The sequence below is a fragment of the Bilophila sp. genome, from assembly GCF_057864385.1.
In genome coordinates this window covers 61,429-86,227 of sequence record NZ_DBMAFI010000003.1, presented here as the reverse complement: position 1 = coordinate 86,227, position 24,799 = coordinate 61,429, and the positions used below count along the sequence as shown (strand labels likewise).

The 24,799-nt window shown below is 63.6% G+C and carries 22 protein-coding genes and 1 pseudogene; 13 read left to right on the top strand and 10 right to left on the bottom strand.

What is annotated here, in order from left to right:
* Window positions 1–120 precede the first annotated feature (120 nt).
* Entirely contained in the window at window positions 121–1,560 is a 1,440-nt protein-coding gene (locus tag ACZM8Y_RS01650) for an aminotransferase class V-fold PLP-dependent enzyme (RefSeq protein WP_479859072.1), read from the bottom strand.
* A gap of 54 nt (window positions 1,561–1,614) precedes the next feature.
* A pseudogene (locus ACZM8Y_RS01645) lies at window positions 1,615–2,366 on the bottom strand (NADH:flavin oxidoreductase).
* 343 nt (window positions 2,367–2,709) lie between these two features.
* Here ACZM8Y_RS01645 and ACZM8Y_RS01640 point away from each other — a divergent pair.
* Entirely contained in the window at window positions 2,710–3,651 is a 942-nt protein-coding gene (locus ACZM8Y_RS01640; protein WP_482330826.1) for a LysR substrate-binding domain-containing protein, read from the top strand.
* Between the two features lie 689 nt (window positions 3,652–4,340).
* Window positions 4,341–4,817 carry an N-acetyltransferase gene (locus ACZM8Y_RS01635; protein WP_482330831.1) on the top strand — a complete coding sequence of 159 codons (477 nt, stop codon included), beginning with the start codon at window positions 4,341–4,343 and terminating at the stop codon, window positions 4,815–4,817.
* Window positions 4,818–5,342: 525 nt separating this feature from the next.
* On the opposite strand, the gene ACZM8Y_RS01630 is transcribed toward ACZM8Y_RS01635, so the two are convergent.
* Entirely contained in the window at window positions 5,343–6,716 is a 1,374-nt protein-coding gene (locus ACZM8Y_RS01630) for a dihydroorotase (RefSeq protein WP_482330835.1), read from the bottom strand.
* 80 nt (window positions 6,717–6,796) lie between these two features.
* Here ACZM8Y_RS01630 and ACZM8Y_RS01625 point away from each other — a divergent pair, with 80 nt between their 5' ends.
* Window positions 6,797–7,057 carry a hypothetical protein gene (locus ACZM8Y_RS01625; RefSeq protein ID WP_482330840.1) on the top strand — a complete coding sequence of 87 codons (261 nt, stop codon included), beginning with the start codon at window positions 6,797–6,799 and terminating at the stop codon, window positions 7,055–7,057.
* Here ACZM8Y_RS01625 and ACZM8Y_RS01620 read toward each other — a convergent pair.
* The gene (locus ACZM8Y_RS01620; protein WP_302553767.1) at window positions 7,028–7,780 is read right to left on the bottom strand and encodes an IclR family transcriptional regulator; all 753 of its coding nucleotides are present in this window, start codon (window positions 7,778–7,780) and stop codon (window positions 7,028–7,030) included. The genes ACZM8Y_RS01625 and ACZM8Y_RS01620 overlap by 30 nt on opposite strands.
* Before the next feature lie 227 nt (window positions 7,781–8,007).
* Here ACZM8Y_RS01620 and ACZM8Y_RS01615 point away from each other — a divergent pair, with 227 nt between their 5' ends.
* Window positions 8,008–8,232 carry a hypothetical protein gene (locus ACZM8Y_RS01615; RefSeq protein ID WP_482330847.1) on the top strand — a complete coding sequence of 75 codons (225 nt, stop codon included), beginning with the start codon at window positions 8,008–8,010 and terminating at the stop codon, window positions 8,230–8,232.
* On the opposite strand, the gene ACZM8Y_RS01610 is transcribed toward ACZM8Y_RS01615, so the two are convergent.
* From ACZM8Y_RS01610 to ACZM8Y_RS01595, 4 genes are read right to left on the bottom strand one after another with little or no spacing between them, the layout of a single operon-like run.
* Window positions 8,229–9,809, bottom strand: coding sequence for an N-acyl-D-amino-acid deacylase family protein (locus ACZM8Y_RS01610; protein WP_479859252.1), 1,581 nt, complete (start codon window positions 9,807–9,809; stop codon window positions 8,229–8,231). The genes ACZM8Y_RS01615 and ACZM8Y_RS01610 overlap by 4 nt on opposite strands.
* 40 nt (window positions 9,810–9,849) lie before the next feature.
* A complete protein-coding gene (locus tag ACZM8Y_RS01605; RefSeq protein WP_009369029.1) occupies window positions 9,850–10,437 on the bottom strand; it encodes an indolepyruvate oxidoreductase subunit beta in 588 nt (195 codons plus the stop codon).
* A gap of 13 nt (window positions 10,438–10,450) precedes the next feature.
* Window positions 10,451–12,223, bottom strand: a complete 1,773-nt coding sequence (locus ACZM8Y_RS01600) for a thiamine pyrophosphate-dependent enzyme (RefSeq protein WP_482330852.1) — start codon at window positions 12,221–12,223, stop codon at window positions 10,451–10,453.
* Between the two features lie 19 nt (window positions 12,224–12,242).
* The gene (locus ACZM8Y_RS01595) at window positions 12,243–14,438 is read right to left on the bottom strand and encodes an acetate--CoA ligase family protein (RefSeq protein WP_482330854.1); all 2,196 of its coding nucleotides are present in this window, start codon (window positions 14,436–14,438) and stop codon (window positions 12,243–12,245) included.
* 190 nt (window positions 14,439–14,628) lie between these two features.
* Between ACZM8Y_RS01595 and ACZM8Y_RS01590 the strand changes: the two genes are divergently transcribed.
* Window positions 14,629–14,841: a hypothetical protein gene (locus tag ACZM8Y_RS01590; protein WP_489501517.1), complete on the top strand. Its 213-nt coding sequence runs from the start codon at window positions 14,629–14,631 to the stop codon at window positions 14,839–14,841.
* Between the two features lie 81 nt (window positions 14,842–14,922).
* Here the strand turns inward: ACZM8Y_RS01590 and ACZM8Y_RS01585 are convergent, their stop codons facing one another.
* The gene (locus ACZM8Y_RS01585; RefSeq protein ID WP_487480003.1) at window positions 14,923–15,084 is read right to left on the bottom strand and encodes a hypothetical protein; all 162 of its coding nucleotides are present in this window, start codon (window positions 15,082–15,084) and stop codon (window positions 14,923–14,925) included.
* 850 nt (window positions 15,085–15,934) lie between these two features.
* On the bottom strand, window positions 15,935–16,147 hold the full coding sequence (locus tag ACZM8Y_RS01580) for a hypothetical protein (protein ID WP_489501516.1): 213 nt from the start codon (window positions 16,145–16,147) through the stop codon (window positions 15,935–15,937).
* Between the two features lie 318 nt (window positions 16,148–16,465).
* On the opposite strand from ACZM8Y_RS01580, the gene ACZM8Y_RS01575 reads away from it, so the two are divergent.
* The 8 genes from ACZM8Y_RS01575 to ACZM8Y_RS01540 all read left to right on the top strand — a co-directional run bounded on the left by ACZM8Y_RS01575 (window position 16,466) and on the right by ACZM8Y_RS01540 (window position 24,676).
* The gene (locus ACZM8Y_RS01575; protein WP_479859814.1) at window positions 16,466–17,275 is read left to right on the top strand and encodes a substrate-binding periplasmic protein; all 810 of its coding nucleotides are present in this window, start codon (window positions 16,466–16,468) and stop codon (window positions 17,273–17,275) included.
* Window positions 17,276–17,323: 48 nt separating this feature from the next.
* Window positions 17,324–18,310, top strand: coding sequence for an amino acid ABC transporter permease (locus ACZM8Y_RS01570; protein ID WP_479859813.1), 987 nt, complete (start codon window positions 17,324–17,326; stop codon window positions 18,308–18,310).
* Window positions 18,286–19,029 (top strand): amino acid ABC transporter ATP-binding protein, encoded by a 744-nt coding sequence (locus tag ACZM8Y_RS01565; protein ID WP_009369024.1) that lies wholly within the window; start codon window positions 18,286–18,288, stop codon window positions 19,027–19,029. The genes ACZM8Y_RS01570 and ACZM8Y_RS01565 overlap by 25 nt, the downstream gene beginning before the upstream one ends.
* An 8-nt stretch (window positions 19,030–19,037) precedes the next feature.
* Window positions 19,038–20,057, top strand: a complete 1,020-nt coding sequence (locus ACZM8Y_RS01560) for an amino acid ABC transporter permease (protein WP_279139219.1) — start codon at window positions 19,038–19,040, stop codon at window positions 20,055–20,057.
* A 76-nt stretch (window positions 20,058–20,133) separates the two neighbouring features.
* Window positions 20,134–21,318, top strand: a complete 1,185-nt coding sequence (locus ACZM8Y_RS01555) for a M24 family metallopeptidase (protein ID WP_347865187.1) — start codon at window positions 20,134–20,136, stop codon at window positions 21,316–21,318.
* Window positions 21,319–21,478: 160 nt separating this feature from the next.
* On the top strand, window positions 21,479–22,636 hold the full coding sequence (locus ACZM8Y_RS01550; RefSeq protein ID WP_479859467.1) for a M24 family metallopeptidase: 1,158 nt from the start codon (window positions 21,479–21,481) through the stop codon (window positions 22,634–22,636).
* 1 nt (window position 22,637) lies between these two features.
* On the top strand, window positions 22,638–23,090 hold the full coding sequence (locus ACZM8Y_RS01545; RefSeq protein ID WP_479859466.1) for a RidA family protein: 453 nt from the start codon (window positions 22,638–22,640) through the stop codon (window positions 23,088–23,090).
* Window positions 23,091–23,809: 719 nt separating this feature from the next.
* A complete protein-coding gene (locus tag ACZM8Y_RS01540; protein WP_482330875.1) occupies window positions 23,810–24,676 on the top strand; it encodes a PhzF family phenazine biosynthesis protein in 867 nt (288 codons plus the stop codon).
* Window positions 24,677–24,799 lie beyond the last annotated feature (123 nt).

The following is a 24,799-nucleotide window of genomic DNA, read 5'->3' as shown; positions in this document are numbered from 1 at the left end:
CCTGACCCAGCCGCCGATCCGGTCGACGCCGACCCTGTGGGCGAGCGTTTCCGCGTAATAGTCCCCATCGGCGGCAAAGATGCCGTATCGGTCGCAGAGTTTCCGGCATACGTCGCCGGGTTACTGCCCTTCCAGCGTAAAGGCGACGGTGGCGGTCTTGGGGCCTTCGGACTGGTACAGCGTCAGGCCGGGGACACCCGCGAGCCCTTGCCTGATTATCTCGGCGAGGGCGTTTTCGTGCCGTTCGATGCGCTCGAAGCCGGAGACGAGGCGTTCGCGGCGCGTAGAACCGGTGCCGAGCCCGGCGATGAAGTCCACGGCGGGCACGATGGACGCGATGGCCTCATGGCTTTGCGTCCCGGTTTCGAGCTTGCCGGGGGCCGTGGAGGGTGCCGGATGCAGGCGGTAGGTGTCGAGCGCCTCAAACACGTTTTTCCGGATTGCCGCGATGCCGATATGTCCCCCGAAAAACTTGTAGACGGAGCAGAACAGCATATCCGCACCGATGGCGTCCATGTCGATGGCCTTGTGCGGGGCGATGTGCACGGCGTCCACGGAGAGCAACGCGCCCACCTCGCGGCAGCGCCGGGAGATGCGGGCGACGTCGTTGATGGTCCCGACGGCGTTGGAGGCGTAGCCCACGGCGACGACGAGGGTGTCGAAGCCGGAGAGGGTTTCTTCCCGGCCTTTTCCGTTGCGGACGGTGACGGCGTTGTCCGCGCCGATGGAAAGGATTTCGTTGCCGGGCCGCAGGTTGATGCCGAGCGAGGCCATGCGGCGCAGCAGGAGCACCCGGGCGCACCATTCCATATCCTTGGCGAGCTGCGGCAGCATCTCAACCATGGTGACGGAGCGGCCCCGCGTGGCGAGGTATTCGGCGGTTTCACAGCCGATGAGCCCGCCGCCGAGCACGAGGACGTTCTCGCCCGCCTCAGCCCCGCTCAGGATGTCCTGTGCGGTGACGGCTCCGGCGGCGGAGGCGCAGAAACGTGGGATGACGGGCAGGCTGCCCGTAGCCACGATCACGGCGTCGGGGGACAGCTCGCGGACGCTTTCCGGCGTGGCCCCGCACGAGAAGCGGAACGCCACGCCCGCGCGTTGGGCCTTGCGGTACAGATAATCCGAAATAAAGCGCAGATTGTCCTTGTGCGGGGGGACGGCGGCAAGGTTGATCTGCCCGCCGTGCCGATCCGAGCGTTCGAGCAGGATGACCTCATGCCCCCGCTCGGCGGCGGTGGCGGCGGCCATGAGCCCGGCGGGCCCGGCTCCCACGACGACCACCCGGCGCGGCGTTTCCGCCTTCGGGACGGCGGGCATGGAGGCTTCCCGGCCCGAAAGCGGGTTGAGGGCGCAGGTAATGGGGATCATCTTGTCGGCATTGCCCACGCAGCTCTGCCCGCAGGCCACGCAGGGACAGATTTCGTCCTTGCGCCCGGCGGCGTATTTTTCCACCAGATGCGAATCCGCAATAAGCGCCCGGCCCATGATGGCGAAGTCGGCCAAGCCGTCGCGGACGACCCGTTCGGCGGTGTCGGCGTCGGAAATCCGGCCCGTGAGCATGACCCGTGCCCTGTCCCCAATCGCTTGCTTGACGGCGGCGCTGGTGGCGGCGTTCTATGCCCTGGGCATACAGGTAGGGGGCGTCATCAACTCAAAGCAGCATTGCATGCCCGCCGTGATGTCGAAGGCGTTGACGCCCCCGTCCGTGAGGGCGCGGCACAGCTCCACGGTGGTGTCGAGGTCGATGCCGTTCCCGGTGGGCACGTCCTCCATGGAGGTATGGCGGTAGAGGATGGGGAAATCTTCGCCCACCGCGGCGTGGACGGCGCGGGCGACCTCGGTGGGAAAGCGCAGGCGCTTGGCGAGCGATCCGCCGTACCCGTCGGTGCGGCGGTTGGTGAACGCGGACACAGCCTGTTCGAGCAGATAGCCGCTGGCCCGTGGATTTCCACGGTGTCGAACCCCGCTTCCACGGCGCGGCGGGCGGCCTGCACATAGGCATCGACCATGCCTTCGATATCCCCAGAGTCCATGACGCGGGCGTTTTCCGTAGGGGCGAGGCCGGGGATCATGGAAACAAGCAGGCGTGGACAGCCGGAAGTTGGCGGGTTCCCGAAGCGTCCGCCGTGCTGGAGCTGGATGGCGATCTTCCCATCGTGGCGGTGTACGGCGGCGGTGAGTTTGGAGAGCCCCTTGATCATGAAGTCGTCGGAAATGCCGAGGCCGAGATCAAAGCTGTTGCCGCTGCGGGCCACATAGGTGGCCTCGACGATGTTCATGCCTACGCCGCCCTTGGCGCGTTCCTCGTGGTACCGGATGAGCTTTTCGGTGGCCTCGCCGTTGACGGCCGCATGGTAGGAAGCCATTGCGGGCATGACGATGCGGTTTTTCAGCGTCATCCTGTTGATCCGAACGGGGGTGAAAAGAACGGAACTGGTCATACTGCTGTACTCTCCATAGCCGGGCCCGCGACAAGTTTATGAAGGAAAGGCCATATGTCTTTTCATATAACGCGAACGTTTTTCCTATGAGGCAGTTTGTTCCGAAGAAGGAAAGCCTGTTTGCCAAAAAACGGCTTCAAAGATAGGATGGGGCTTGGAAAAGGGTTGGTTATCTATGGATTCTTCTAATCTTATGATTACGGTATAGAAGAATGTGATAATTCTATCAAACGCAAAATCTTTATCCGCCCATTCATGAGATTAATGCATGAACCAGAATAGACTCCAAGTGTCCGGGCAATTCCTGTATTCGTTCACGGCGGTAGCCAAGCACATGAGCTTTACGAAGGCGGCCGAGGAACTCTGCATCACCCAGAGCGCGGTGAGCCATAGAATACGTTGTCTTGAGCAGGAACTGGGGTTCCCGCTCTTCCATCGTCTGACGCGCAAGATCATTCTGACCGAAGAAGGAAAGACGCTGTACGGCGCGCTGGACGCCAGCCTCAAGCAGATCCACGAAGCCGTCAGAAATATTCAGGAGGCAGAGCTGCAGGGGGCTCTCGTCATTGCCTGCGCCCCTTCCATCGCCGGTTGCTGGCTGCTGCCGTTGCTGCCGGAATTTCAGCGTGAGCATCCCAATATCTCCCTCCACATACGCAGCGGCAACGACCTCATCAGCTATGAGAACGAAGAGAACAATGCGGATGTGGCGATCTATTGCGGCGATTCGATTACCGACGGGCTGCACGCGACGCCGCTCCTGCGGGACAACCTGCTGCCCGTGTGTTCCCAGCATTATGCGCGGGAGCATGATTTGATCGAGAACCCCGAAGCGTTGCGCAACTGTGAGTTGATCCATGAGCATCCTGAGGCCGCGAACACGCCGTTTTATGCGGGGTGGGAGATATGGGCGAACTGGGCAGGGATTACGGGGCTGCCGCTCCAATCGGGCTACAGTTTCGACCGTGCCGAATTGGCTACGATAGCGGCAAAGCAAGGGCTCGGCGTTGCGCTCGGCCGCGAGTGGCTGGTCAGGGATGCCCTGCAAAAAAAGAACTCATCGTACCCTTCAATTTGGTTTTCCCCCCCGCAGACCTATTATGTGGTGTCCACGCACAAAGGCATCCAGCGGCCCAAAGTCCGGTTGTTCCATGACTGGGTTTTAGAGAAGGCCCGCCATTCAAAGCCGTACGGCAATGAGACTCTTTGAGGTGAAGGGGCGGAGGTAAGATATGCCGGGGGAGGAGGGAGGAAACCCCTCTGAAGAAGGGCTTTCCTCCCTCCTCCCCCGAACCCCCTCCTCCCATCTTCCCAAGACTTTCGTTCTTATCGAATCCCCCATCTCAGGCGGGAGAATGAACGGTATCTTTTGGGGACTGTTTTTCCCTGTCAAAGGTACCCGTCTTTCGTGTTGGAGCGGATCACATATGCGGGGGTCTGGGGGGGCGTTTGCCCCACCGGGCAGGGTCAAGGGGCGGCAGCCCATTGCCGCCGGAGGCCCCATCACAGGCTTTTCGCGCCGGGATCAGCCGGATGGGGCGGCCCCTTGCCGCAGGGGGCTATCCCATTCCCTTTCGGTTCCTCCCGCTCTGCATGGCGGCCCTTGCGCCGGGTGCCGCATCCCGGCTGCGGTTGGCCCCAAGGCGTGCCGTTGCCCAATCCCGCAGGGAAAAGGCGGATCGGTGATACCGGATATTGTGGCTGCCGGCAAAAACAGGTACATTATTCCGGGTAGTTTCAATCGAAAGGCGGAGGGGTTCCGAAGGGCTTCGGCGGCGCGGTGTGGATGGCGGCCCCGGAGATCGGAACCGCCGCAGGGGAGGCCCAAGGGCTTCCGGCTTGTCCGGGATGGGGCCACCCTTTTTGTTGAATCGCTTTTTGGGAGAGGAGCTCTGTATCATGCAGCCAGTCTTGCGTCCCGCGCGGATGTGCGATGCGAAAAAGATCCACGGATTGCTCATGGAATGTTCGGCTGAGGGCCTGCTGCTGCCGCGTTCGCTGTCGAACCTGTACGGTCAGATCAGGGATTTCCGCATCTTGGAAACCGGCGGCGGGGAATTCATCGGCTGCGCGGCGCTGGCGGTGATTTGGGAAAACTTGGCGGAAGTCCGCTCCCTCGCCATTGCCAAGCCGTGGCGGGGTAACGGGTTCGGCAACATCCTTGTGGATGAGTGCTGTAAGGACGCCCGCAGGATAGGCATCGACCGGGTATTCGCGCTGACGTATCAGGTGCGCTTTTTTGAGCGGAACGGCTTTTGTGTGGTAAGCAAGGATCTGCTGCCCCAGCGCGTCTGGATCGTCTGTGCGAACTGTCCCCGCTTTCCCGACTGCGACGAAGTGGCGGTGATGCGCCATCTGGATGCGGACGGTGCCTGAAGGCACGCCGGGTTCTGAGGCGTAGGCTTTCTCTGCCATATTTTGTGAGCCGTTATCTGCCGTAGGAAGGCATCGCGGCAGCGCCTTTGCGTTGTGGGGCAGGCCGCTTCCTTTTTGGCCCTGTTAGTATGTGGTTGTTTCAGCTTCACAGTGCGGTGAAAATACAGCTTTTTTCCAGTTTTCCCCTTGGCGGGCTCCACGGCTAAGGCATTTTGTCGGTTATTCCTTTGGAGCTTCAGGGGAAAAAGCATCAACCACTTTCTATAACACAGCCTCCTTTTTTCGTTGCTGAAAGTGTTGTTCATCGCCTCCGGGCTGGAGGGCGATTGCAGGCAAGGGGCCAAACGCACGCCGACGCCGAGCGGCTTGGATTCGGAGGGGCGGGCAAGGGGCCAAGTTTTCCAAGACAGCCTTCCTAGCTTTCGGAACGGCGGGGCCGATGCAGGCAGGGGGCCAAGGCTGGCGGAATCCGTCCAGCCTTGGCCCCCTGCCGTCGATGCCGGTTCCTATCGGCGGCCTGCTCCGTTAGGCGGGCAGGCTGCCGCGCAGGAAAACGCCGCGCCGGGCGTCGTCAAGGATTTTTCCGTCCTGATAGGCGACCGCGCCGCGCAGCAGCACGGTGCGATGCCTGCCGAGGCAGCCCATGCCCGCGAACAGGCTGTAGTCCACGGCCATGTGCTCGTTCCTGTCGGGGATGATCCAGTCGTCGCCGGGATCGACGATGACCACGTCCGCATCCGATCCGGGGAGGAGGGTTCCCTTTCTGGGGTACAGGCCGAAGCATTTCGCGGGGTTTTCGCACAGGAGCCGCACAAGGCCGGGGATGGTGATGCGGCCCTTGGCGATCCCCTCGTTCCACGTGACGCAGAAAAGCGTATCCACGCCGGGCGCGCCGTGCGGGGCCCGGAAGGTTTCGGCAAAGAGCGGTTCGTTGGCGGCGGTGGCGTGCCCCGCCGCGTCGGAGGCGACAACCTGTATTTCGCCGTTGCGGATCGCTTCCCAGAGCGCCTCACGGTCTGCCTCCTTGCGCAGGGGAGGGGACATCTTGGCGAGGTTGCCGCGCAGCGCAAGCTGGCTGTCGTCCAGCGTCAGATAGTGGGGGCAGGTTTCGGCGAAAAGCGTGGGCACCGTGCCCCACTTCCTGAACAGCCTGATGGCTTCGAGGGATTCCTTGCAGGTGACATGCGGCAGGTAGATGTTGCAGCCCGCGACAGAGGCCAGCGAAAGCACGCGGAAGATGGCCTCGGCCTCGGAAATGTTGGGGTGCGTCGCGGGGTAGTCGCGGGGATGCTCGCGCCCCTCGGCAACGGCCTTGGCTTCCAAATGCTCAAGGATGGCGTCGTTTTCCGCATGGAAGGCGAGGAGGGCCTTTTCTCGCGCGACCAGTTCCATGAGGTGCAGGATCTGGTCGTCCTCCAGTTTCATGCCCCGCTTCCTGTAGGATGTGAACGCCTTGAAGGAAATGACCCCACGCGCGGCCAGTTCGGGGATGGTTCTGTCGGCCTCCTCCATGACGTTGGCGGTCAGGGTGCAGTGCAGCCCGAAGTCGATGCAGGACCCGTTTTCCCCTTCCTTGATGAAGTCGTCGATGGCCTGAACCAGCCCGCCATGTTTGCCCCATGCGGCGACGGCCCCGATGTAGGGGATGACGGTGGTGACGCCGCCGGACAGGGCCGCCCGCGACAGGCGGTCGATGCGGTCGGCATAGACGGGGTGGTTGTGCGCGTCGATGATGCCGGGCAGCACGTAGCGCCCGGAGGCGTCGATGACCCGGTCGGCCCGCACTTCGGAGCCGCGCGGGAGGAGGCTTTCCACCCGTTCCCCGGAAATGAGGATGTCCAGCGGGCGTATGGTTCCGGCATCAACGACGATGCCGTTTGTGATCAGAGTCGTACTCATGGCGTGTCCCCAGTGAAGCACCCCTGCCTTGTCCGGCGGCCTGATGGCTTCCCCCCTCCCGTTGGCGGGAGCCGCCCCTCATGCCGCCCCCGAAGGGGTTCCGCCGAGGGGTGGGGCGGTTCCGCCTTGCCGCTTCATGCCGTCCCCGGAGGGGCCTCCGGCAAGGGCATTGCGGGAACCCCGGATGCCTCGCGGCGGAGCGGCGGGCACGCCCTGAACGGGTACCTTTTGCCGGGGGCGCGGGCAATCCCAAGGCGACCGAGGCCCTCGGATGCAGGAGGGCCTTTGCCGGGCACGGGCGATCCGGCGGGTCAGGCGACGGGCGCGGCGGAATAGCCTGAGGTCATATCCCAGACGGCCTTTTTCAGATGCTTCACGATGTTTTCCACACCGTACCCGCGGATGACGGAACAATGCCCCGAAAGGCTGATGGCCCAGAGCCCGCCGTGCGGGGTGAGGATGGGCACGGCGACGCAGTGGAGCGAGTCGCTGATTTCGGAGATGTCCTCGGCGTATCCCTTTTCCTTGGCGGCGATCAGGTCTTGCTTGAGGCGTTCCCCGTCCGTCAGGGTATGCAGGGTATAGGCCGTCCGCGGGACGGTGGCGATGTATTCGTCGATTTCCTCTTCGCTTTTCGTCGAGAGGAGAGCCTTGCCGAGCCCCGTGCAATAGGCGGGGAGCTGCTGGCTCAGATCGATGCGCGTGACGCAGTTGCGGGGGTATTCGCGGCGCAGGACGAGCACCTGCTTGTCCATGAACGTGGCGAAGCTGACCGTGGCCTGCTCGAACATGGCCACAAGTTCCCGCATATACGATCTTCCGGTTTCCACCATGTCGATCTTGCTGCTCACCATGGCGCCGAGCTGCACCACCTTGAGCGTCACCGAAAAAAGCCCCGTCTGGTCGTCCTTGCGGACATAGCCGAACTCGATGAGGCTGTTGAGGAAGCGGTGCACCGAGCTCTTTTGCAGAGACAGGGCCTTGCTCACCTCAAGGGCCTTGTGTGGGCCGTTGGCGCAGAGGAATTCCAGAACGTCGAAAACTTTTTGTGATGATGTCAGCATGGGAATCTCCGGGAAGGGATATTCGGCGGCGGGGAAAGCTCCGTCCTCCGGCATGAAAGTATGCCTACCCGTCATGAGAAAGGCAATACGTTCCGGCACCTGAAAGCTTTCCCCGCCGTCCTTTTCGGCGCAGGGATCCGAGAATTGTTTCCGCAGCCTGTTATGGCTGCCCGCATTCCGCACGGGCGGCCGTTCCTTATGTGCCCCGCGCTGGGGCGTCCCCTTCCATGACCGTGCGAGGCATTCCCCGGATCGCTGCGTGCCCCGCGCGCCGGGGGCGTCCCGGCCTCACCATCCGGCGGGCACGGGCCATTGCGTGTTCCGTGCCGGGGCTTCCCCGGCGCGGTTCCCTTCGGACGGCCTCTCCCGTCAGGCGGGCCTCCCACGGCACGGGGCCGTTTCCCTCGCGGGGAGGGCAGGCATGTCGTGCCCGCATTCCGCCGGGCGGCTAATCCCTGATGACCCGTCCGGGCCGGGCACCCGTAAGCGCGGCATCCTCCACCACGAACACGCCGTTGACGAGCACATGCCTGATCCCGGCGGGATGTACGCGGGGATCGTCATAGCTGTTCCTGTCGATGACGGTATCCGGGTCAAAGACCACCAGATCCGCATCGTAGCCCTCGGCGATGACGCCCTTGTTCCGCAGCCGAATCTTGCGGGCGGGGAGCGAGGTCATCTTGCGGACGGCCTCCTCAAGGGAAAGGACGCCCTGCTCACGTACATAACGGCCGAGGATGCGGGGATAGGTGGCGTAGGCGCGCGGGTGGGGCCTTCCGCTCATGAGCCCGTCGGTGATGAAGCTCACGGCGGGGTGGCGCATGATCGCGGTGATGTCCGCCTCGTCGAGCCCGAACGAGATCATGCCCACGGCGAGCTGTTCTTCCACCAGCAGGTCGAAGGCGGCGTCGGCGGGGTCGGCATGTCCCCGTTCGGCGGCGATCTGCGAGATGCTCTTGCCCACGCAGGGCTGGTTGGCTGCGCTGGCCACCGAAGAGACGAAGATCTTTTCCCAGCCCACGGACTGCGAGAAGTTTTCCCAGTCCATGCGCGTGTCGAGGTCATGCTTGATGGCGCCGCGCTCCTCGCGCAGGGCCCGCAGCAGGCCGTCCACGCCCCGGCTGTGGTACCACGGAGGGATGACCACATGCAGGAACGTGCTCCCCGCCGTGTAGGGGTACTGGGCCATCGTGACGTCGATCCCGGCGGCGCGGGCCTCGTCGATGCGCCGGATGAGCGCGGCGGAGCGGCCCCAGTTCTTTTTCCCGCGGATCTTGAAGTGGGTGATCATGGCGGGGATGCCTGAGCGTTCGCTGATGGCGATCACCTCTTCCACGGATTCGGCGATGGCGTCGGCCTCGTTGCGCATGTGCACGTCGTAGATGCCGCCGTGCGCCGCCGCGGCCTTGGCTACGGCCACGGTTTCCTCAAGGCTCTGGTAGCGGCTCGGAGGGTAGATCAGCCCGGCGGAGATGCCGCGCGCGCCCTCGTCCATGCACCGGGCGACCAGATCCCGCATGGCCCGGATTTCGTGGTCTTCCGCGGGCCTGTCGGTCATGCCCATGACGCTCAGGCGCACCGTGCCGAGCCCCACATACGAGGAGACGTTGAGCGGCGGCTTTGCGGCCTGCAGGCAGTCGAGGTATTCCGCGAAGCTGTTCCATGTCCACGGCACGTCGAGCGTCCCGGCGAGGCCGGAAAGGTGTTTCTTCCAGTCAGCCTTGTCGCCGTCCTTGATCGGCGCGAGGGACATGCCGTCCAGCCCAAGGTTTTCGGTGGTCACGCCCTGCATGATCTTGCAGTCCATGATTTCCCCGGCGAGGAGCGGCAATTCCGAATGGCTGTGCCCGTCCACGAAGCCGGGGCAGAGCGCCTTGCCGTCCACATCCTCCACGCGGCGGGCGCGGGCCGTGGAGCCGGGGGGGAGCACGGCGGCGACGGTGCCGTCTTCCACGCCCACATCACCGTAGAACCACGGGTTGCCCGTGCCGTCGATGACCTTTGCATTGCGGAACAGAATATCAAACATGGGAATGTTCCCCCACATGCCGCGGGACCCCGCGGCGGCGTTAGAACGTGTGGTTCAGCCCGGCATCGAATGCCCGGACATTGAGATCCCGCACTTTGGGCGCGACCCGGTCGGCGATGACGGAGCGCCAGACGTCGGCGTCGCCCCCGACGAGCTGGGCTAGCCCGCCCATCATGACGCTGTTGAACACGCGGGCGTTGCCCATCTCCACGGCAAGGGGCGTTGCCGGGATCTGCCGCAGGCCCGCGCAGCGCTCGCGGATGGCGGCTCGGATGCCGTCCTCGTCGGGATAGTCGGCCTGCCCGGAGCTTACCGACACGGGGTCGATGCGCCAGTCGTTGGCGAGCACGACCGTATCCTTATTCGTATAGACGAGCCGCCGCAGGCCCTCCAGCCATTCGAAGCTCAGGTAATAGTCGGCGGTGCCCCGGTCGATCATGGGCGCGCGGACGTTTTCGCCCCAGATGATGTGGCTGACCACGGAGCCGCCGCGCACCGCGAGGCCGAGGATGTCGGATTTCTTGGCGTCGTGGCCGAGCCGGAGCCCTACTTCGGCGAGGATGTCGCTGGCGAGGATGGTACCCTGCCCGCCGACCCCGGTGATGAGGAAACGGATGGTCTTTTTCATGGGGATGCGCTCCTTAGGCTTGTTCGGGGCCGGAGATGGCGTGGACGGGACAGATCTGGGCGCAGATGCCGCAGCCGACGCAGGTCACGGGTTCGATGCGGGCCTTGCGCTTCCCTGTCTTGGGGTGCTTTTCGTCGGACAGCACCACGGAGGGGCAGCCGCTCTGGATGCACTTGCCGCAGGCGATGCACTTGTCCGCATCCACCACGCGGGCGGGCTTGGGGCTGCGGGAGACGAACACGCAGTCCCCGCGCGTGATGAGTACGGAAACCCCGTCGTAGGCGGTGCACTCTTCAAGCGCCTTGCGGACGGCGGCGAGATCGAAGGCATCTGCGGTGAGCACCTTTTCCACGCCGCAGGCGCGGCACAGCCCGGCGATGTCCACAGGCGCCACGGTGCCGAGGGACAGGGTCGCCTCGATGCCGGGGTTGTCCTGATGCCCGGTCATGGCGGTGGTGCGGTTGTCCATGATGATGACCGTGCCCTTGCCCTTGTTGTGGACCATGTTCAGCAGCGGCGCGACGCCCGCGTGGAAGAACGTGCCGTCTCCGATGGTGCACACGGCGGGTTCCGGCAGCCCGGAAAGGCCCATGCCGTGCAGCACGCCCACGCTCGCGCCCATGGCCCCCATGGTGTGCTGGGCGTTGAAGGGCGGCAGGGTGCCGAGGTTGTAGCAGCCGATGTCGCCCGCCACCGGCACCTTCATCTGGGAAAGGTTGTAGAACGTGGAGCGGTGCGGGCAGCCGGAACACAGCAGCGGGCTGCGGCTGGGGAGGGATTCGGACGTGTCGCTGAATACGGGGGCCGTATCCTTGAGGATGCCCGCCCTGCGGCAGCTTTCGGCAATGTCTTCCGGAAGCAGTTCGCCGCAGATGGAGAAAATGTCCTTGCCGCGCGCGGGGATGCCCATAGCCCTGACCTGCTCCTCGATGAAGGGGTCAAGCTCCTCGACCACGATGACGTTGCGCACGCCGTCCGCGAATTCCCGGATCAGCTTTTTCGGCAGGGGGTAGCACATGCCGAGCTTGAGGATGGAGGCTTCGGGGAAGACCTGCTTTACGTATTCGTAGATGATGCCCCCGGCGATGAAGCCGTATTCGCGGTCACCCCATTCGATGCGGTTGCCGGGCCACGTGTTGCTCCATTCCTCGATGTCCAGCAGGCGCTGTTCAAGGATGTAGTGCCGCTTGCGCGCCCACGTGCACATGGAATTGTATTTTTCGATGTTGCGGGGGAAGGGGCCGACCTCGCGCCCGTAGGCGCCGGGGGTGCCGAGCTCCACCACGGACTTGGAATGTGAGGTGCGCATGGTCGTGCGGATGACCACGGGCGTGTCGAAGCGTTCGCTCATGTCCACGGCTTCGATCATGAAATCCTTGCATTCCTGGCTGTCGCAGGGTTCCAGCATGGGGAATTTGCCGAGCTTGGCATAGTGGCGGTTGTCCTGCTCGTTCTGGGAGCTGAACAGGCCCGGATCGTCGGCGGTGACGACCACGAGCGCGGCTTCCGCGCCGGTGTAGGCGGTATAGAACAGCGAATCGGACATGACGTTCATGCCCACCTGTTTGGTGGTCACGAGCGAGCGGCGCCCGGAATAGGCCGCGCCCGCAGCGGCGTCCATCGCCACCTTCTCGTTTACCGACCATTCGGAGTATATTTCTTTGTACTTACTGACGTTTTCAAGGATTTCCGAACTGGGTGTCCCCGGATAGCCGCAGGCGATCTCTATGCGCGCTTCCAGCGCGCCCCGTGCGAGGGCCTCGTTGCCGGACAGAAGTTTCTTCATCGGCTTTTCTCCATCAAGATTAGTCGGTTTCCCCGCAATGCCGTGCCGGAGCCACCTGCATCACGATGTCCACAATGCGTACGCCTTCCCCTTCCGGCAGCACCATGACCGGGTTCAGGTCGAGCGAAACGAGCCTGTCGCCCAGCGCGCAGCACATGGCTGCCACCCGGACGAGCACATCGGAGAGGGCTTCCACGTCGGACGCGGCGCGCCCCCGGAAGCCGGTAAGCAACTTGGCGGCCTTGAGCCTGCCGATCATGGCGCGGGCGCCTTCGGGGGAGAGCGGGGCCAGCTCAAGCGAAACGTCGTGCAGCAGCTCCACGAACACGCCGCCGAGCCCCACCATGACCGCCGATCCGAACCCGCCGTCACGGTTCACGCCGACGATGGTTTCCACCACGTCGCCGGATTTGCCGCCCGCGCTCCGTACCATGCCCTGCACGAGCATCCCCTCGCGCCGCGCGCCCGCATGGTGCTGGGCAAGGATGCCTTCAAGCTCGCGCCATGCCGCCGCGAATTCCGCGCCGGTGCGGAGGTTGAGCTTGACGAGGCCGGTCTCGGTCTTGTGCGCGATGTCGGGGGAGGCGGCTTTCAGGGCGACGGGATAGCCGATGCGCCCGGCTGCCGCCATGCCTTCCTCAAGCGAAACCGCAAGCTCCTCGTGATCTATGGCGATCCCGAAATGGCGCAGCAGGCGGGCGGAAAGCGCGTAGGGCAATACGCCCGAACTGGCGTCGAGTTCCGAAGCCAGTTCGGGGGGGAGTATGGAAGGAGTGGAGGAATCCTTCCGGGGGGAGGGAGATGCCGTTTTCGCCGCGCGCGCGGCGCACCAGTCTATCCAGCGCCGGACGGCGGGGATGCCCACGCCGCTGCCCTGCACCACGGGGACGTTGCCCTGTGCGAGGATATCGCCGATGGCAGGATCGATGCCGCCGGAGATATTGGAAACGACGATGACCGGCTTGCCGGAGGCGGCGCGCACGGAGACGGCGGCGCGGGCCACGTCCGAGAACTGCTCCACCTGTTCGGGGGCCATGTTGCCGGGGATGTCCTGCGAGACGATGAGCGTTTCCACATCCTCCTCGGCGGCGAGGATGCCGAGGCTGGCGGGGTAGGCCTCGCGCAGATCGCCGCTGCCCCACGCATCGAGGGGGTTGGCGATGGGGGCGTAGGGCGGGAGCACCTTGCGGAGCCGTTCCTTCCCGGCCTCGGAAACGGGCGGGAAGACGAGGCCGCTGTCCGCGCACACGTCCGCCAACATGCCCATTTCGCCGCCGGAAACCGTGGCCATCCCCACCTTCGGCGAACCGGCGGAAAGGCCGCGTAGCCCGCTGAACAGGACGGCGGTTTCGAGCAGATCGTCGAGGGTGTTGACCCGCATGACGTTGGCACGGCGGAAAAAGGCGTCGAGTATCCGGTCGCTTCCCGCGATGGCCCCGGTATGGGTGGCCGCCACGCGGCAGGCAAGCTCTGAGCGCCCGACCTTGAGCGCGATGACGGGCTTGCCCTTTTCCGCGGCGCGGGAACACGCGGCGGCGAAGGCTTCCGGGTCGCGGATGGTTTCGATGAACAGGGCGATCACATGCGTGGCGTCGTCGTCGACCAGATAGTCCATGTAGTCGGCGAGCCCGAGGGCCGCTTCGTTGCCGGAGGAAATGAGGCGGGAGAACCCGGCCATGCGGTTGGCGTTGCCGAGCGCCAGCAGCACCGCGCCGCTCTGGGCGATGACGCCGATGTCGCCGGGGCGGAACGCCTGCGGGAGCGGGGCGCTGTACATGCAGGTCTTGTCGGTGATGTTGGCATAGCCCACGCAGTTGGGGCCGCAGAACAGCAGGCCGGACTCATGGCAGAAATCGTGGATGCGCCGCTGCATGGCCCGGCCTTCCCCGCCCGTTTCGGCAAAGCCGCTGGCAAAACCCCAGACCCCCTTGACGCCTGCGGCGTGCGCCTCCTCAAGCATGGGCAGCAGCGAACGGCTGCCCAGCAGCACGGCGGCGCAGTCCGCCGGAGCGGGGAGATCGCGCAGGGACGCGTAGCAGGGATATCCAAAAATCTCTTTATACTTTGGGTTGATGGGATACACCGTACCCGTATAGCCGAGGCGCTGCATGTTCCTGAGAACGATGGAACCCGCCCCGCCGTTGGGGGATGCGCCGATCACCGCGATGGAGCGTGGCGTGAACAAGGGATCCAGTTTCCAGGGGGATTTTTTCACGGGAGACTCCTTTGTCCGGCAGTCGGGGAGTGCCTTGCGGCGTTCTGGTTTGGGACACCGGCTGTTTTTTATTGTTCACTATATGAACTAAAATTCATAATGCGAAAATATGAGGTTCGCCAAAAGAAGTCAAGCGGCAGGGGCGAAAAAGGGAAGCCTTGCCGAAAGATTTTTGCTTTTCCTTATCCACATGCAGGAAAAGCGTTTTTTGCTCGGAAGGCGGGATGTGGGCAGGCTGCCCGTTGCCGCCGCGCTTGGCGTGGGGAAAGGCGGCCCGTCCTTCCGGCAGGCTATTATGCGCCGCTGGAGGAAAGGCGGCTGTGGGCAGAGGAAGGCGGCAGGCGGAGGAATACGGTTTGGATACCTTGGGGGAAAGGCCGATATGAGCGGGGAGTCGGGCTGACGCCCATAACGGCATCGGCAATCCTGTATGGAAAGTCGGTACGGACAGAGGGTGGGCCAAGCAAGGATTTGATGCGCGTTATCAGACCGGAAAAGCGGTATGGGCAGGAAGGGGGTTATCCGCGCCGATGAACCCGGAAATGACGTCAGGAAAGTCGGTACGGACAGGGAAGTGGCGGAGGCGTTGCGGCGCAATGAGGACGCGTACGGATGGGGGCTTTCCGGGGAGGGGGACCGTATCCACGCCTGGATAGGGACAAACTGCGCCCGGCGTTGTGGGTGCCGTAGCCTTCGCCAGTATCCTTGTGGTGATAGGCGCAGGCCAGCCTTGCGCCCGGTAAAAAGCGGAGGCCCCATGACCCCGTAGGGACAGGCCATCTCCCTCACATGGCAAGCACATCTTCAGGCGTCCCCGTATCCCTGTAGGGACAGGCGCAAGGACACCCGCTGGAGTATGCACGCCGAGAAGGATTTGATGCGCTGTATCAGACAAAAAAAGCCGATACGGGCGGAAGGGGGGTATCCGCACCGGGGCGGTCTTGGTGCCCCGCCGGGTTTGCTTTTCCGGGACATCCAGCCCGGAAGCAGAGGCGGCGGGAGGCGGGTGGGAAGGCGGCTGTGGGGGGATTGAAGAAATGTGCGGTAAAATGTAATATTGTTAAATAGATATGATCTTATATCGCCAACTTGATAGTGTGCGGTGCGGCTTTCCGGGCCTCCGGCTTGATGGGCACCTTTGTCGGCCTTTTGCCGCCTGTAGGGGCTTCGATGCGGCTGTGGCCGGAGAGGATCTTTTGTCCGCCTATAGGCGCGGTTGGGTGGTGATGCCGTGGGCGTCCGTGAGCTTTTGGGTTTGGCTCTGTCATAGTATCCGGTTGTTTCATCTCCACAGCGTGGTGAAAATACAGCCTTTTCATTTTTCCTTTTGGCGGAATCCACAGCTAAGGCATCTTGCCGGTTATTCCTTTGGAACTTCAAGGGAAAAAGCATCAGCCATTTTCTGGAACACAGCCTTTGGCTTTTGTCGGCTGTGGGCCGGGGTGGGCCTTTCATTTCATCTTCTTCGCCTTGGGCCGGACTTTTGCATCGGGGCTTCAGTACTCCATCGCGGCTGTCTTTGAACGTCTGCTTTTGCCCGCCTGTGGGGGCGGCGCCTTGGCGCGGCAGGCGAGGCTCATCCAAATAGTTTTTGCCCGCCTATGGGGGGCGGCAGCGGGCGGGCCATACCTTCCAAGGCGCTGCCCGGAGCCCCCGTCCCCGCCGGGGATGCCGCCGTACCGCCTCCCGGTGGCCTGTATGGGCTTCATCCTGTCCCGCAGCGGAAGCCTTCCGTTGGCGGGGATGCCGCCATGCCCCGCCGTATTTTCCCATTGAAATTTTCGTGATGGATACGGTGCCCCCCCTCTTGACATCACGTTAGGAACCAGTTTAGTTTTGTATTACAAAATGAATTTCATATAATGAACCATACCACGGCAAACACCAGCAAGCGGGCCTCCCCACGCCTTGGGAGTGCCCGCGCAAGGGACAAGGAAACGCGAAAGCGCCTCCATATGCGGTTGATGCAAGCCGGGAAGCCCCCTTGGTTTCCCGGTGTGAGAGAACCCTCAACAGAGGAGTCAAGTATGAACCGGTTACATATTCTTGTCTTGTTGGCTGCAATGGCCTGTACGGGAATCGTGATGGGGGCGGCGAAGGCCGAAGCCGCCGATTCCGGCAAGGAACTGCGTGCCGCGGTCAACGCCACGGCCCCGCCTTTCGCCTTCATGGAAAACGGGAAGCTGGTGGGCTTCGAGGTGGATCTCCATGCGGAAGTCGCCAAGCGCATGGGCAAACAGCTCGTGATGACGAACATCCCCTTCGCCGGGCTCGCCCCGGGGCTCCAGGCCAAAAAGTGGGATGCCGCCGGGAATACGTGGATCAACAAGGAACGCCTTGTCATGATGGACTTTTCCGATCCGTGGGTTGACGCACAGCTCGCCTTCGTGACCCGGAAGAGCGACGCCATCACCAGCCCGGAACAGCTCAAGGGCAAGACCGTGGGCGCCGAGGCGGGCACCGCTGAACAGCGCTGGCTTGACGCCAATCAGGAAAAGTACGGCCCGTACACCATCCGCACCTACGACCGCTCCATCGACATCCTCATGGATCTCATGAACAAGCGGCTCGACGCCTACCTGCGCGAACAGACCCGCGCCCTCTATCAGATCAAGAATTACCCCATGCTCGGCGTGGCCTTCCCCGTGGGCGACGTGTTCGTCCAGGGCGTGGCCTTCCGCAAGGGCGATCCCCTTCGCGACGAATACAATACGATCCTCAACGGCATGAAGCGGGACGGGACGCTCGCCGCCCTGTATGAAAAGTGGCTCGGCGCGAAGCCCGGCCCCGATTCCTCCACTGTGCACGTGTACACGACCCCCTGGCAGCCGAAATAACCTTTTTGGGGCGGCGTTTCTGCGCCGCCCCTCCCGGCGGAGGACGCAATGCAGGCAGAGAACAGACACTCGCGGCAGAAGCGGCAACGGCTCTGGTATCAGCGTGACGGATTCCTGTGGGGGCTGGTGGCCGCCCTCATCGCGGCGGCGTGGGGCCTTCTCCCACCGGCGGGAACCTCGCTCGGCATCGGCGGCTGGCTCGGCATGGGCCTGTATATGCTGCTCGCCGCCGTCCCCATGATTGTGACCACAATGGACAAAAGGCGCCCGCAGGCGGCGGGGACGGCTGCCGCGCTCGGCTTTCTCGGCTTGCTCGGGCTGGTGTTTTACCGGTACTCCGGGGCACAGTGGGATATGCTCGGCATGATGTTCTTCAACAGGGAACTCATCGTCGAAACGTGGCCCATCCTGCTCGGCGGGCTTGAGAATACGCTGCTGATCTTTATCTGTTCGGCCGTGCTGTCCGTGACCATCGCGCCGATCATCGCGATCATCCGCACCCTGAACAACCCGATCTTCAACTGTGCCATCGACGCGTTCGTGGATGTGTTCCGCTCGCTGCCCATCCTCGTGCTGGTCATCTTCATCTACTATGCGCTGCCGTTCCTTGAAATCAACAGCACGCCCTTTGCGGCGGGCGTGTGCGGGCTTTTCCTCAGCGCGCTGGCCTTCATGATCGAATACTTCCGGGCCGGGATCGAATCCGTGAGCCGGGGGCATGTGGAGGCGGCCCGTTCCCTCGGGCTCGGCGTGATCCAGACCATGCGCTTCGTCATCCTGCCGCTTGCGATCCGCGTGGTGCTGCCGCCGCTCACGGGGCATCTGGTGGGGCTGCTCAAGGCCACGGCCTTCGTCTCCGTGGTGGGTATGCCCGAACTGCTCAAGCGGGCCATGGAAATCGTGGAATGGAAGGCCAACCCGACCCCCCTCGTCACCATCACCATCATGTATCTGATACTGCTTCTGCCGCTCATGTACGGAAGCACGTTGCTCGAAAGGAGACTCGCGAGATGGACAACACCGCATCGTGCATGATCGAAGTCTGCGACCTGCATAAGCATTATAAGGATGTCCACGTCCTGCGCGGCATCAGCACCACCGTCGCCAAGGGTGAGGTCTGCGCGGTCATCGGCCCCTCGGGATCGGGCAAGAGCACGTTCCTGCGATGTCTGAACAGACTGGAGGAAGCCAGCTCCGGGGAGATTTTCATCAACGCCCAGGAGATCACCGACCCCCACCTGAACCTCAACAAGATGCGCGAGAACATCGGCATGGTGTTTCAGGGGTTCAACCTGTTCCCGCACATGACCGCCATCCAGAACATCATGCTGGCTCCGGTCAACGTGCGCGGCCTCTCCCATAAGGAGGCCGAAGCGTACGGAATGGAACTGCTCTCCAGAGTCGGGCTCGCCGACAAGCACGCCTCCTACCCCGACATGCTTTCGGGCGGGCAGCAGCAGCGCGTGGCCATCGCCCGCGCGCTCGCCATGCGTCCCGAAGTCATGCTCTTCGACGAGCCGACCAGTGCCCTTGACCCGGAAATGATCGGGGAAGTCCTTGAAGTCATGATTGATCTGGCGAAACAGGGCATGACGATGGTGGTGGTGAGCCATGAAATGTCCTTTATCCGCGAAGTGGCGGATAAGGTGCTCGTGCTGGCCGACGGCGTGATCATCGAGGAAGGATCGCCGCAAGAGGTCTTCACCAACCCCCGGCACGAACGCTGCAGAAGTTTTCTCAGCAAGATCCTGTGAGGCCTGCCATGTCCAGAGATCCGCATCCGGCAGAGGCCGGAGGGGTTCCGCGTCCGCGCCGCCGCGCACGTATCGCCGGCCCCTGGTACCATTCTCCGAAAGCCGCCCTGTCCGGGCTTGCCGTCCTGATCGCGTGGGGGCTCCTCCTGCCCGGCGCGACGCCCGTGGGCGGCGGCATGAGCACGCTGGGGAGCCTTTCGCTGTTCGGCTATGCCCTCTTTTCCATCGTCGGCGGCATCGTCTTCCTGTCCAACAGGAATCTGGGGCGTGTGCTTTCCTCCTGCGCCGCCGTGGGGCTCCTCCTGCTCTGGGGCTGGCTCTTCGTCCGTTATTCCGGCGCGGACTGGTCGCGGCTGGCCTATGTGTTCTTCAATTTCGAGATCCTCGGAGAAGGCGGGATGAAGGCACTGGCGGGCGGGTTCATGACCACGCTTGAGGTGGGGATCATCGCCACGCTGTGCGCCTTCTGGCTCGGCGTTTTCCTGACCCTCGTGCGCTTCTTCGAGAACAAGGTCATGACCGGGTTCGTCAAGGTGTACGTGGATGTGTTCCGTGCCCTGCCCACCATCGTGCTGGTGTCCCTTATCCACTACGGCGCGCCGTTCATCGGCATCTACCTGCCGCTGATGGTATCCGGCATCCTGACCCTCACCCTGAACCACAGCGCGTTTTTCAGCGAAATCCTGCGTTCGGGCGTCAGCGCCGTGGGGCATGGGCAGCTTGAGGCGGCGCGCTCCCTCGGGCTCGGCACCTTCAAGACCTTCCGGCTCATCGTCTTTCCCCAGGCCTTCAAGACCGCCATGCCGCCGCTGACCGGGCAGTTCGTGGCGCTGCTCAAGGAAACCGTCATCTGTTCCGTGGTCGGCATCCCGGAACTGCTGCGCGAGGCGCTTGTGGTGCAGTCATGGACGGCCAACCCGACGCCGCTGATCATCGCCACCATCGGCTACCTGCTCCTGCTCGTGCCGCTGACCCGGCTCTCCCGGTATCTTGAGGCGCGCATGTCCACCGTCCGCCAGGCCTGTTGACGGGGGCAGCGGGATTTTCGTGAAGGGCGGCAACCGCCGCTCAACAGGCAACACTGTGTGAACACAAGGAGTATACATGCAAGCATCCATTCAATCCCGGCTCGCCGGAGCCATGCGGGAGCAGGGTATGCGGAGCCTCCTGCTGGCCGATCCCGAAAATTTCGGGTACGTTGCCGGCCCCATGCTCCCCTATGTCAAACAGACCCCGGACAGGGCCGTCCTCGCCCTGTTCGAGCCCGGAACGGACGAGGCGGCCTGCACCTGCTGGCTGTATCCCGATCTGGCCCAGCCCGCCGAAGCGCAGCTTGCCAAGGAGCCCTCCGCCGTCTGCGTGACCGTGGCGGAAGATGCCGTGGGCGCGGATTGCCTTATCCGTCGCCTCAAGGAAAGCCGCCCCGATCTGGACGGCGTGGTCGGCGTTGATTTCAGCCAGACCGCCGCTTCCGTATTCGACGCCCTGCGCGCGGCCTTCCCCGGCTGTTCGTTCAAGGATGCGGGCCCCATGCTGCGCGGCCTGCGCCTTGTGAAGCTCCCCGAGGAAATCGACCGCATCGAAATGGCCTGCCGTCAGGTGGATACCGGCATCATCGGCGCGATCAACCACATGGAGGGCGCGCATTCGGGCAGCGCCTACCGCAAGGGCTTTTACACCGTGCCCGAATTCATCGAGCGGGTACGCATCCACGCCTATGAGGGCGGCACAAGCATGAGCGGCAACATGGCGGCGGTGGCCGGGGAGGCCATCGGCGCCAACTACATGCCGCAGCGCGGATTCCTTCCCTCGGAAGGGCTCTGCCGGATCGAATATGCCTGCTGCCACGGCGGATACTGGGGCGTTACCGCGCGCCTGATCCACATAGGCGAGGACATGGACCCGCGCGTCCGCAGCGCCTGCGCCGACAACCTGAGCCTCAAGATGCTGGCGCTCGACATGCTCCGCCCCGGCGTTGCCTGTTCGGATATCCACGGCGCGGTGGTGAAGGAAGCCGCAAAGCGGGGCATCCCGCTTTCCAGCGCTTCCGGCATAGGCCACGGCGTCGGGCGCGGGGAGATCGAAGGGCCGTACCTCGCCGCCGACGATCCGACCGTGCTCTGCGAGAACATGGTCATCGCCCTTGATGTGGCGACACTGGGCCCGGAAGGGGAACTCCTCCGCTCCATCGACATCTATGCCGTGGAAAAGGGTGGGCCGCGCCTCCTGAGCTGGCATCGGAACTGGGATATGCCCTACATGATCACAGGGTTCCGCAGCGCCCACTAAGGGAGCACGCGCCCGTGGAAGATCGAGCGGCCATCCCCGCCCTCCCCGCAACAGGGAAAGGCACCGCTACACGACCGCCCAGCCGGGCGGGAATGGCCGGCTTCCGGCTTTTGATGCCGGGAAACGGCAAGCCATTGCCGACAGAGCCAAGGAGAAGAACTTGAATACGACCGTACTTGAAAAGATCCAGTCGGAACTGGAGCGCTCGGGCTGCGATGCGTTCCTTTTGACCGGCGGGGACAACATGCGTTACGCGGCGCAGGTGCACCTTCCGTTCACGGACGAGCATCCGGGCCTCGCATTCGTCCTGTTCGCCAAAGGCAGGCTCCCCCTCGTCCTGAGCCCGTCCCTCTGGGCCAGAAGCTGGGAACGGGGGATCATTTCGGATGTCCGCGCCTATCCGGGAAGCCTTGATGCCACGCACGCCGCTGCGGAACTGGCGGCTTTCCTCCGCCCGCTGGGGCTGGCCTCCATAGGGCTGGACATGAACCGCGCCAGCGTGGTCCTGCGCGATGCCCTGGGCGAATGGGCGCTTACGGACATTTCCGCCGCGATCAGCGCCATACGCCAGATCAAGAGCGCGGAGGAAGCGGCTTTCCTTGAGGATCTCGCCTACCGCGCCGACCATGCCATCCTGGGGGCCGCCCATCACAGCCTCGCCTGTGACGCCCGTGCGGAAAAGGGGCAGGCGGAGCTTATCCGTATGCACGCCCTTGAACGGGGCTTTGAGGCCGTCGGCTACAACGGGATTTCCCAGTCCGCCACCGGAGCCCATGCCAAAGACTATTGGGCCGAGTCGCCCAAGTTCGGTATAGGGCAGGGCAAGAAGACGGCCCGCGACGAAATGAACCGCCTTGACCTTCAGGCGTCGCTGAACGGCTATTGGGCGTTCGGCTCGCGGCTGATGACGATGGGCTGGCCTCTGCCGGAACAGACGAAAGCGTATGAGGGGCTTGTCGCCATGCGCAAGGCCGCCCTCGCCGCCGTGCGGCCCGGCGCGACCTGCGCGGATCTCTACGCCGCCATGCTGGACGCGGCGGAGCGGGCGGGCGTCACCCCCGTCACCGGCGTCCACTGGGGACACGGCATCGGCGTCGCCTCGCAGGAGGCCCCTTGGATCGCGCCGGGCGATGCCACCAAGCTCAAGGAGGGCATGGTGCTGGTGCTGAACCCGCATGTGCAGGGCCCCGGCGGAACCATCCTGTACTCCCGCGACACGGTACTGTTGGATTTCAACGGCTGCAAGATCCTCGGCTGGTACAAGGACTGGCGCGAGCCCTACATCGCGTCCGACTCCTATTACAGCGGCGGCGGTTGATATGGGCACGATTACGCGTATCGGGCGCGGCCCCGCAGGGCTCCCATTCTCGCGCATGACCCTCAAGGACGGCCGGTTCTTCCTGTCCGGGCAGGTGGCCCAGAACCCCGAAACGGGGCGCATCGACCACCCCGGCTGCTATGAACAGTCCCTCACCGTGCTTGGGAATATCCGCGGGATCCTTGCCGAAGCCGGGTTTGCCCCGGAACAGGTGGCGAAGATAACCGTCTTCCTCACGGACATGGGCCAGAAGGATGCGTTCGACCGGGCGTTCGAGCGGGTTTTCCGCCGCGCCCCGGAGGAAGGGGATCCCCCCGGCTTCCCTGAAGGTCCCGGTATTGGGGAAGGCGGCGCGGGGCTGTCCTGCGCCCCGGCCTGCACGTGTGTCGGCGTGGCCGCGCTTCCGAACCCCGCCGCCGTGGTTGAAGTGGAGCTCGAAGGTTTTGCCGGATGACGGCCGTTCGCGGCAGCTCCCCCGCCCGAACGCATTCGGCTTCCCGCCCGCAGCGATTGTTTTTGGAACCGCTGCGGGCGGCCCTCCTGATCCCCGATGCATCCCTTTCCGGCGTCTGCGTGGGGCCCTTTTCCGCGCCTTCCCCTGCGGGGGCTGCCTCCGGGTGCGGTGCTTCCGGGTTTTCGCCTAGGCCGTGCTCTTTTGTATATAACTATTTGAAATTATTTAAAATAATTTTTTATAGCTTAAAAATGGTTGAATAATTTCAATAGATTATATCTAGTTAGCGACACGGCCTAGGCTCTGTCATGGCATGTGGTTGTTTCACCTCCACAGTATGGTGAAAATACAGCCTTTTTCCCCGTTTCCCCTTTGGCGGAATCCACAGCTAAGGTATTTTGTTGGTCATTCCCTTGGAACTTCAAGAAAAAAGCATCAACCATTTTCTATGGCACAGCCTTCGCCCATACCCTGATTGGGGCTGTGCCATATACCTTGTTCACTCCTGTTTCCACGGGATTGGTTCCGTCCGTGCCCCGGATGGGGGCGTTTGAACGTGTTCATCTCTTTTTCATCCTGAATTGGCTCCGCCTGTGCCCCGGATGAAGGCTTGTCCCCGTGCGGAGCTTCCAACCCAACCTGACGTGCGGCGCAGCCCCTGCCGCCGCGCCCGTCCCTCCATTAAAAACCGTAACATGCTGCCCCTAAAGGAATATGTTATGCCCAATTGTACCTTTCACATCGTGGATGCGTTCACTGCGGAGCCGTTCACCGGCAACCCCTGTGCCGTGGTGACGGACGCCGACGGCATCGATCCCGCCGACATGCTGCGCATCGCGCGCGAGACCAACGCCCCGGAAACGGCGTTCGTGCTGGCCTCCGACAAGGCGGACGTACGTGTCCGCTATTTCATGCCGCGCGGGGAAATCCCCTTTGCGGGGCATCCTACCATTGCCACGGGGCACCTTTTGCGGGAACTGGGCGTGCTCAAGCCGGGCACCGCGCGGTTCGAGTTCGCCATCGGCGTGCTGCCTGTGGACATCCGCCCCGACAAGGTGATCATGACCCAGCCCCCCGCCGTCCCAGACACCTGCGCCGACGCCGGGACAACGGCCCAAGCGCTCGGGCTTCAGGCTTCCGATCTCCGGGAAGGGCTTCCGTGCCAGCTCATGCGGGGGGGTGTCAGCTTCCTGATGGTTCCCGTCCGGGAGCTTGCGGCGCTCCGGCGGATCAATATAGACAGGTCCGCCCTCAAAGCTGTTTTGGCACCCCTCGGCGTGTCGGCGGCGTACGTGTTCGCCCCCGAAGGTGTGGAGCCTGAAACGGATGTGCACGCCCGGCTTATCGATCCGGACAACGCCGGGGAAGATCCTTTCACCGGATCGGCCGCCGGGTGCATGGCTTCCTACATGCACGCGCACGGGCTGTGTTCCGGGACGCACATCCGGCTTGAGCAGGGCCATATCCTCGACCGGCCGGGAACCGGAGAGCTGGAACTGATCCTTGCCCCCGATGGTGGGAAGCTCGAAGCCGTGCGCCTCGGCGGAACGGCGGTGATCTCCGCCAGCGGCACGCTCCGCTGGTAAGGGAAGCCAACGACGCCATCCGAAAGGCACGATAACACATCAGGGGAGCTTCTGCGAGGAAAGCTCCCCTTCATTATGCCTGCACCCAGGGAAGCCATCATATGAATCGTGGAAACGGTATGT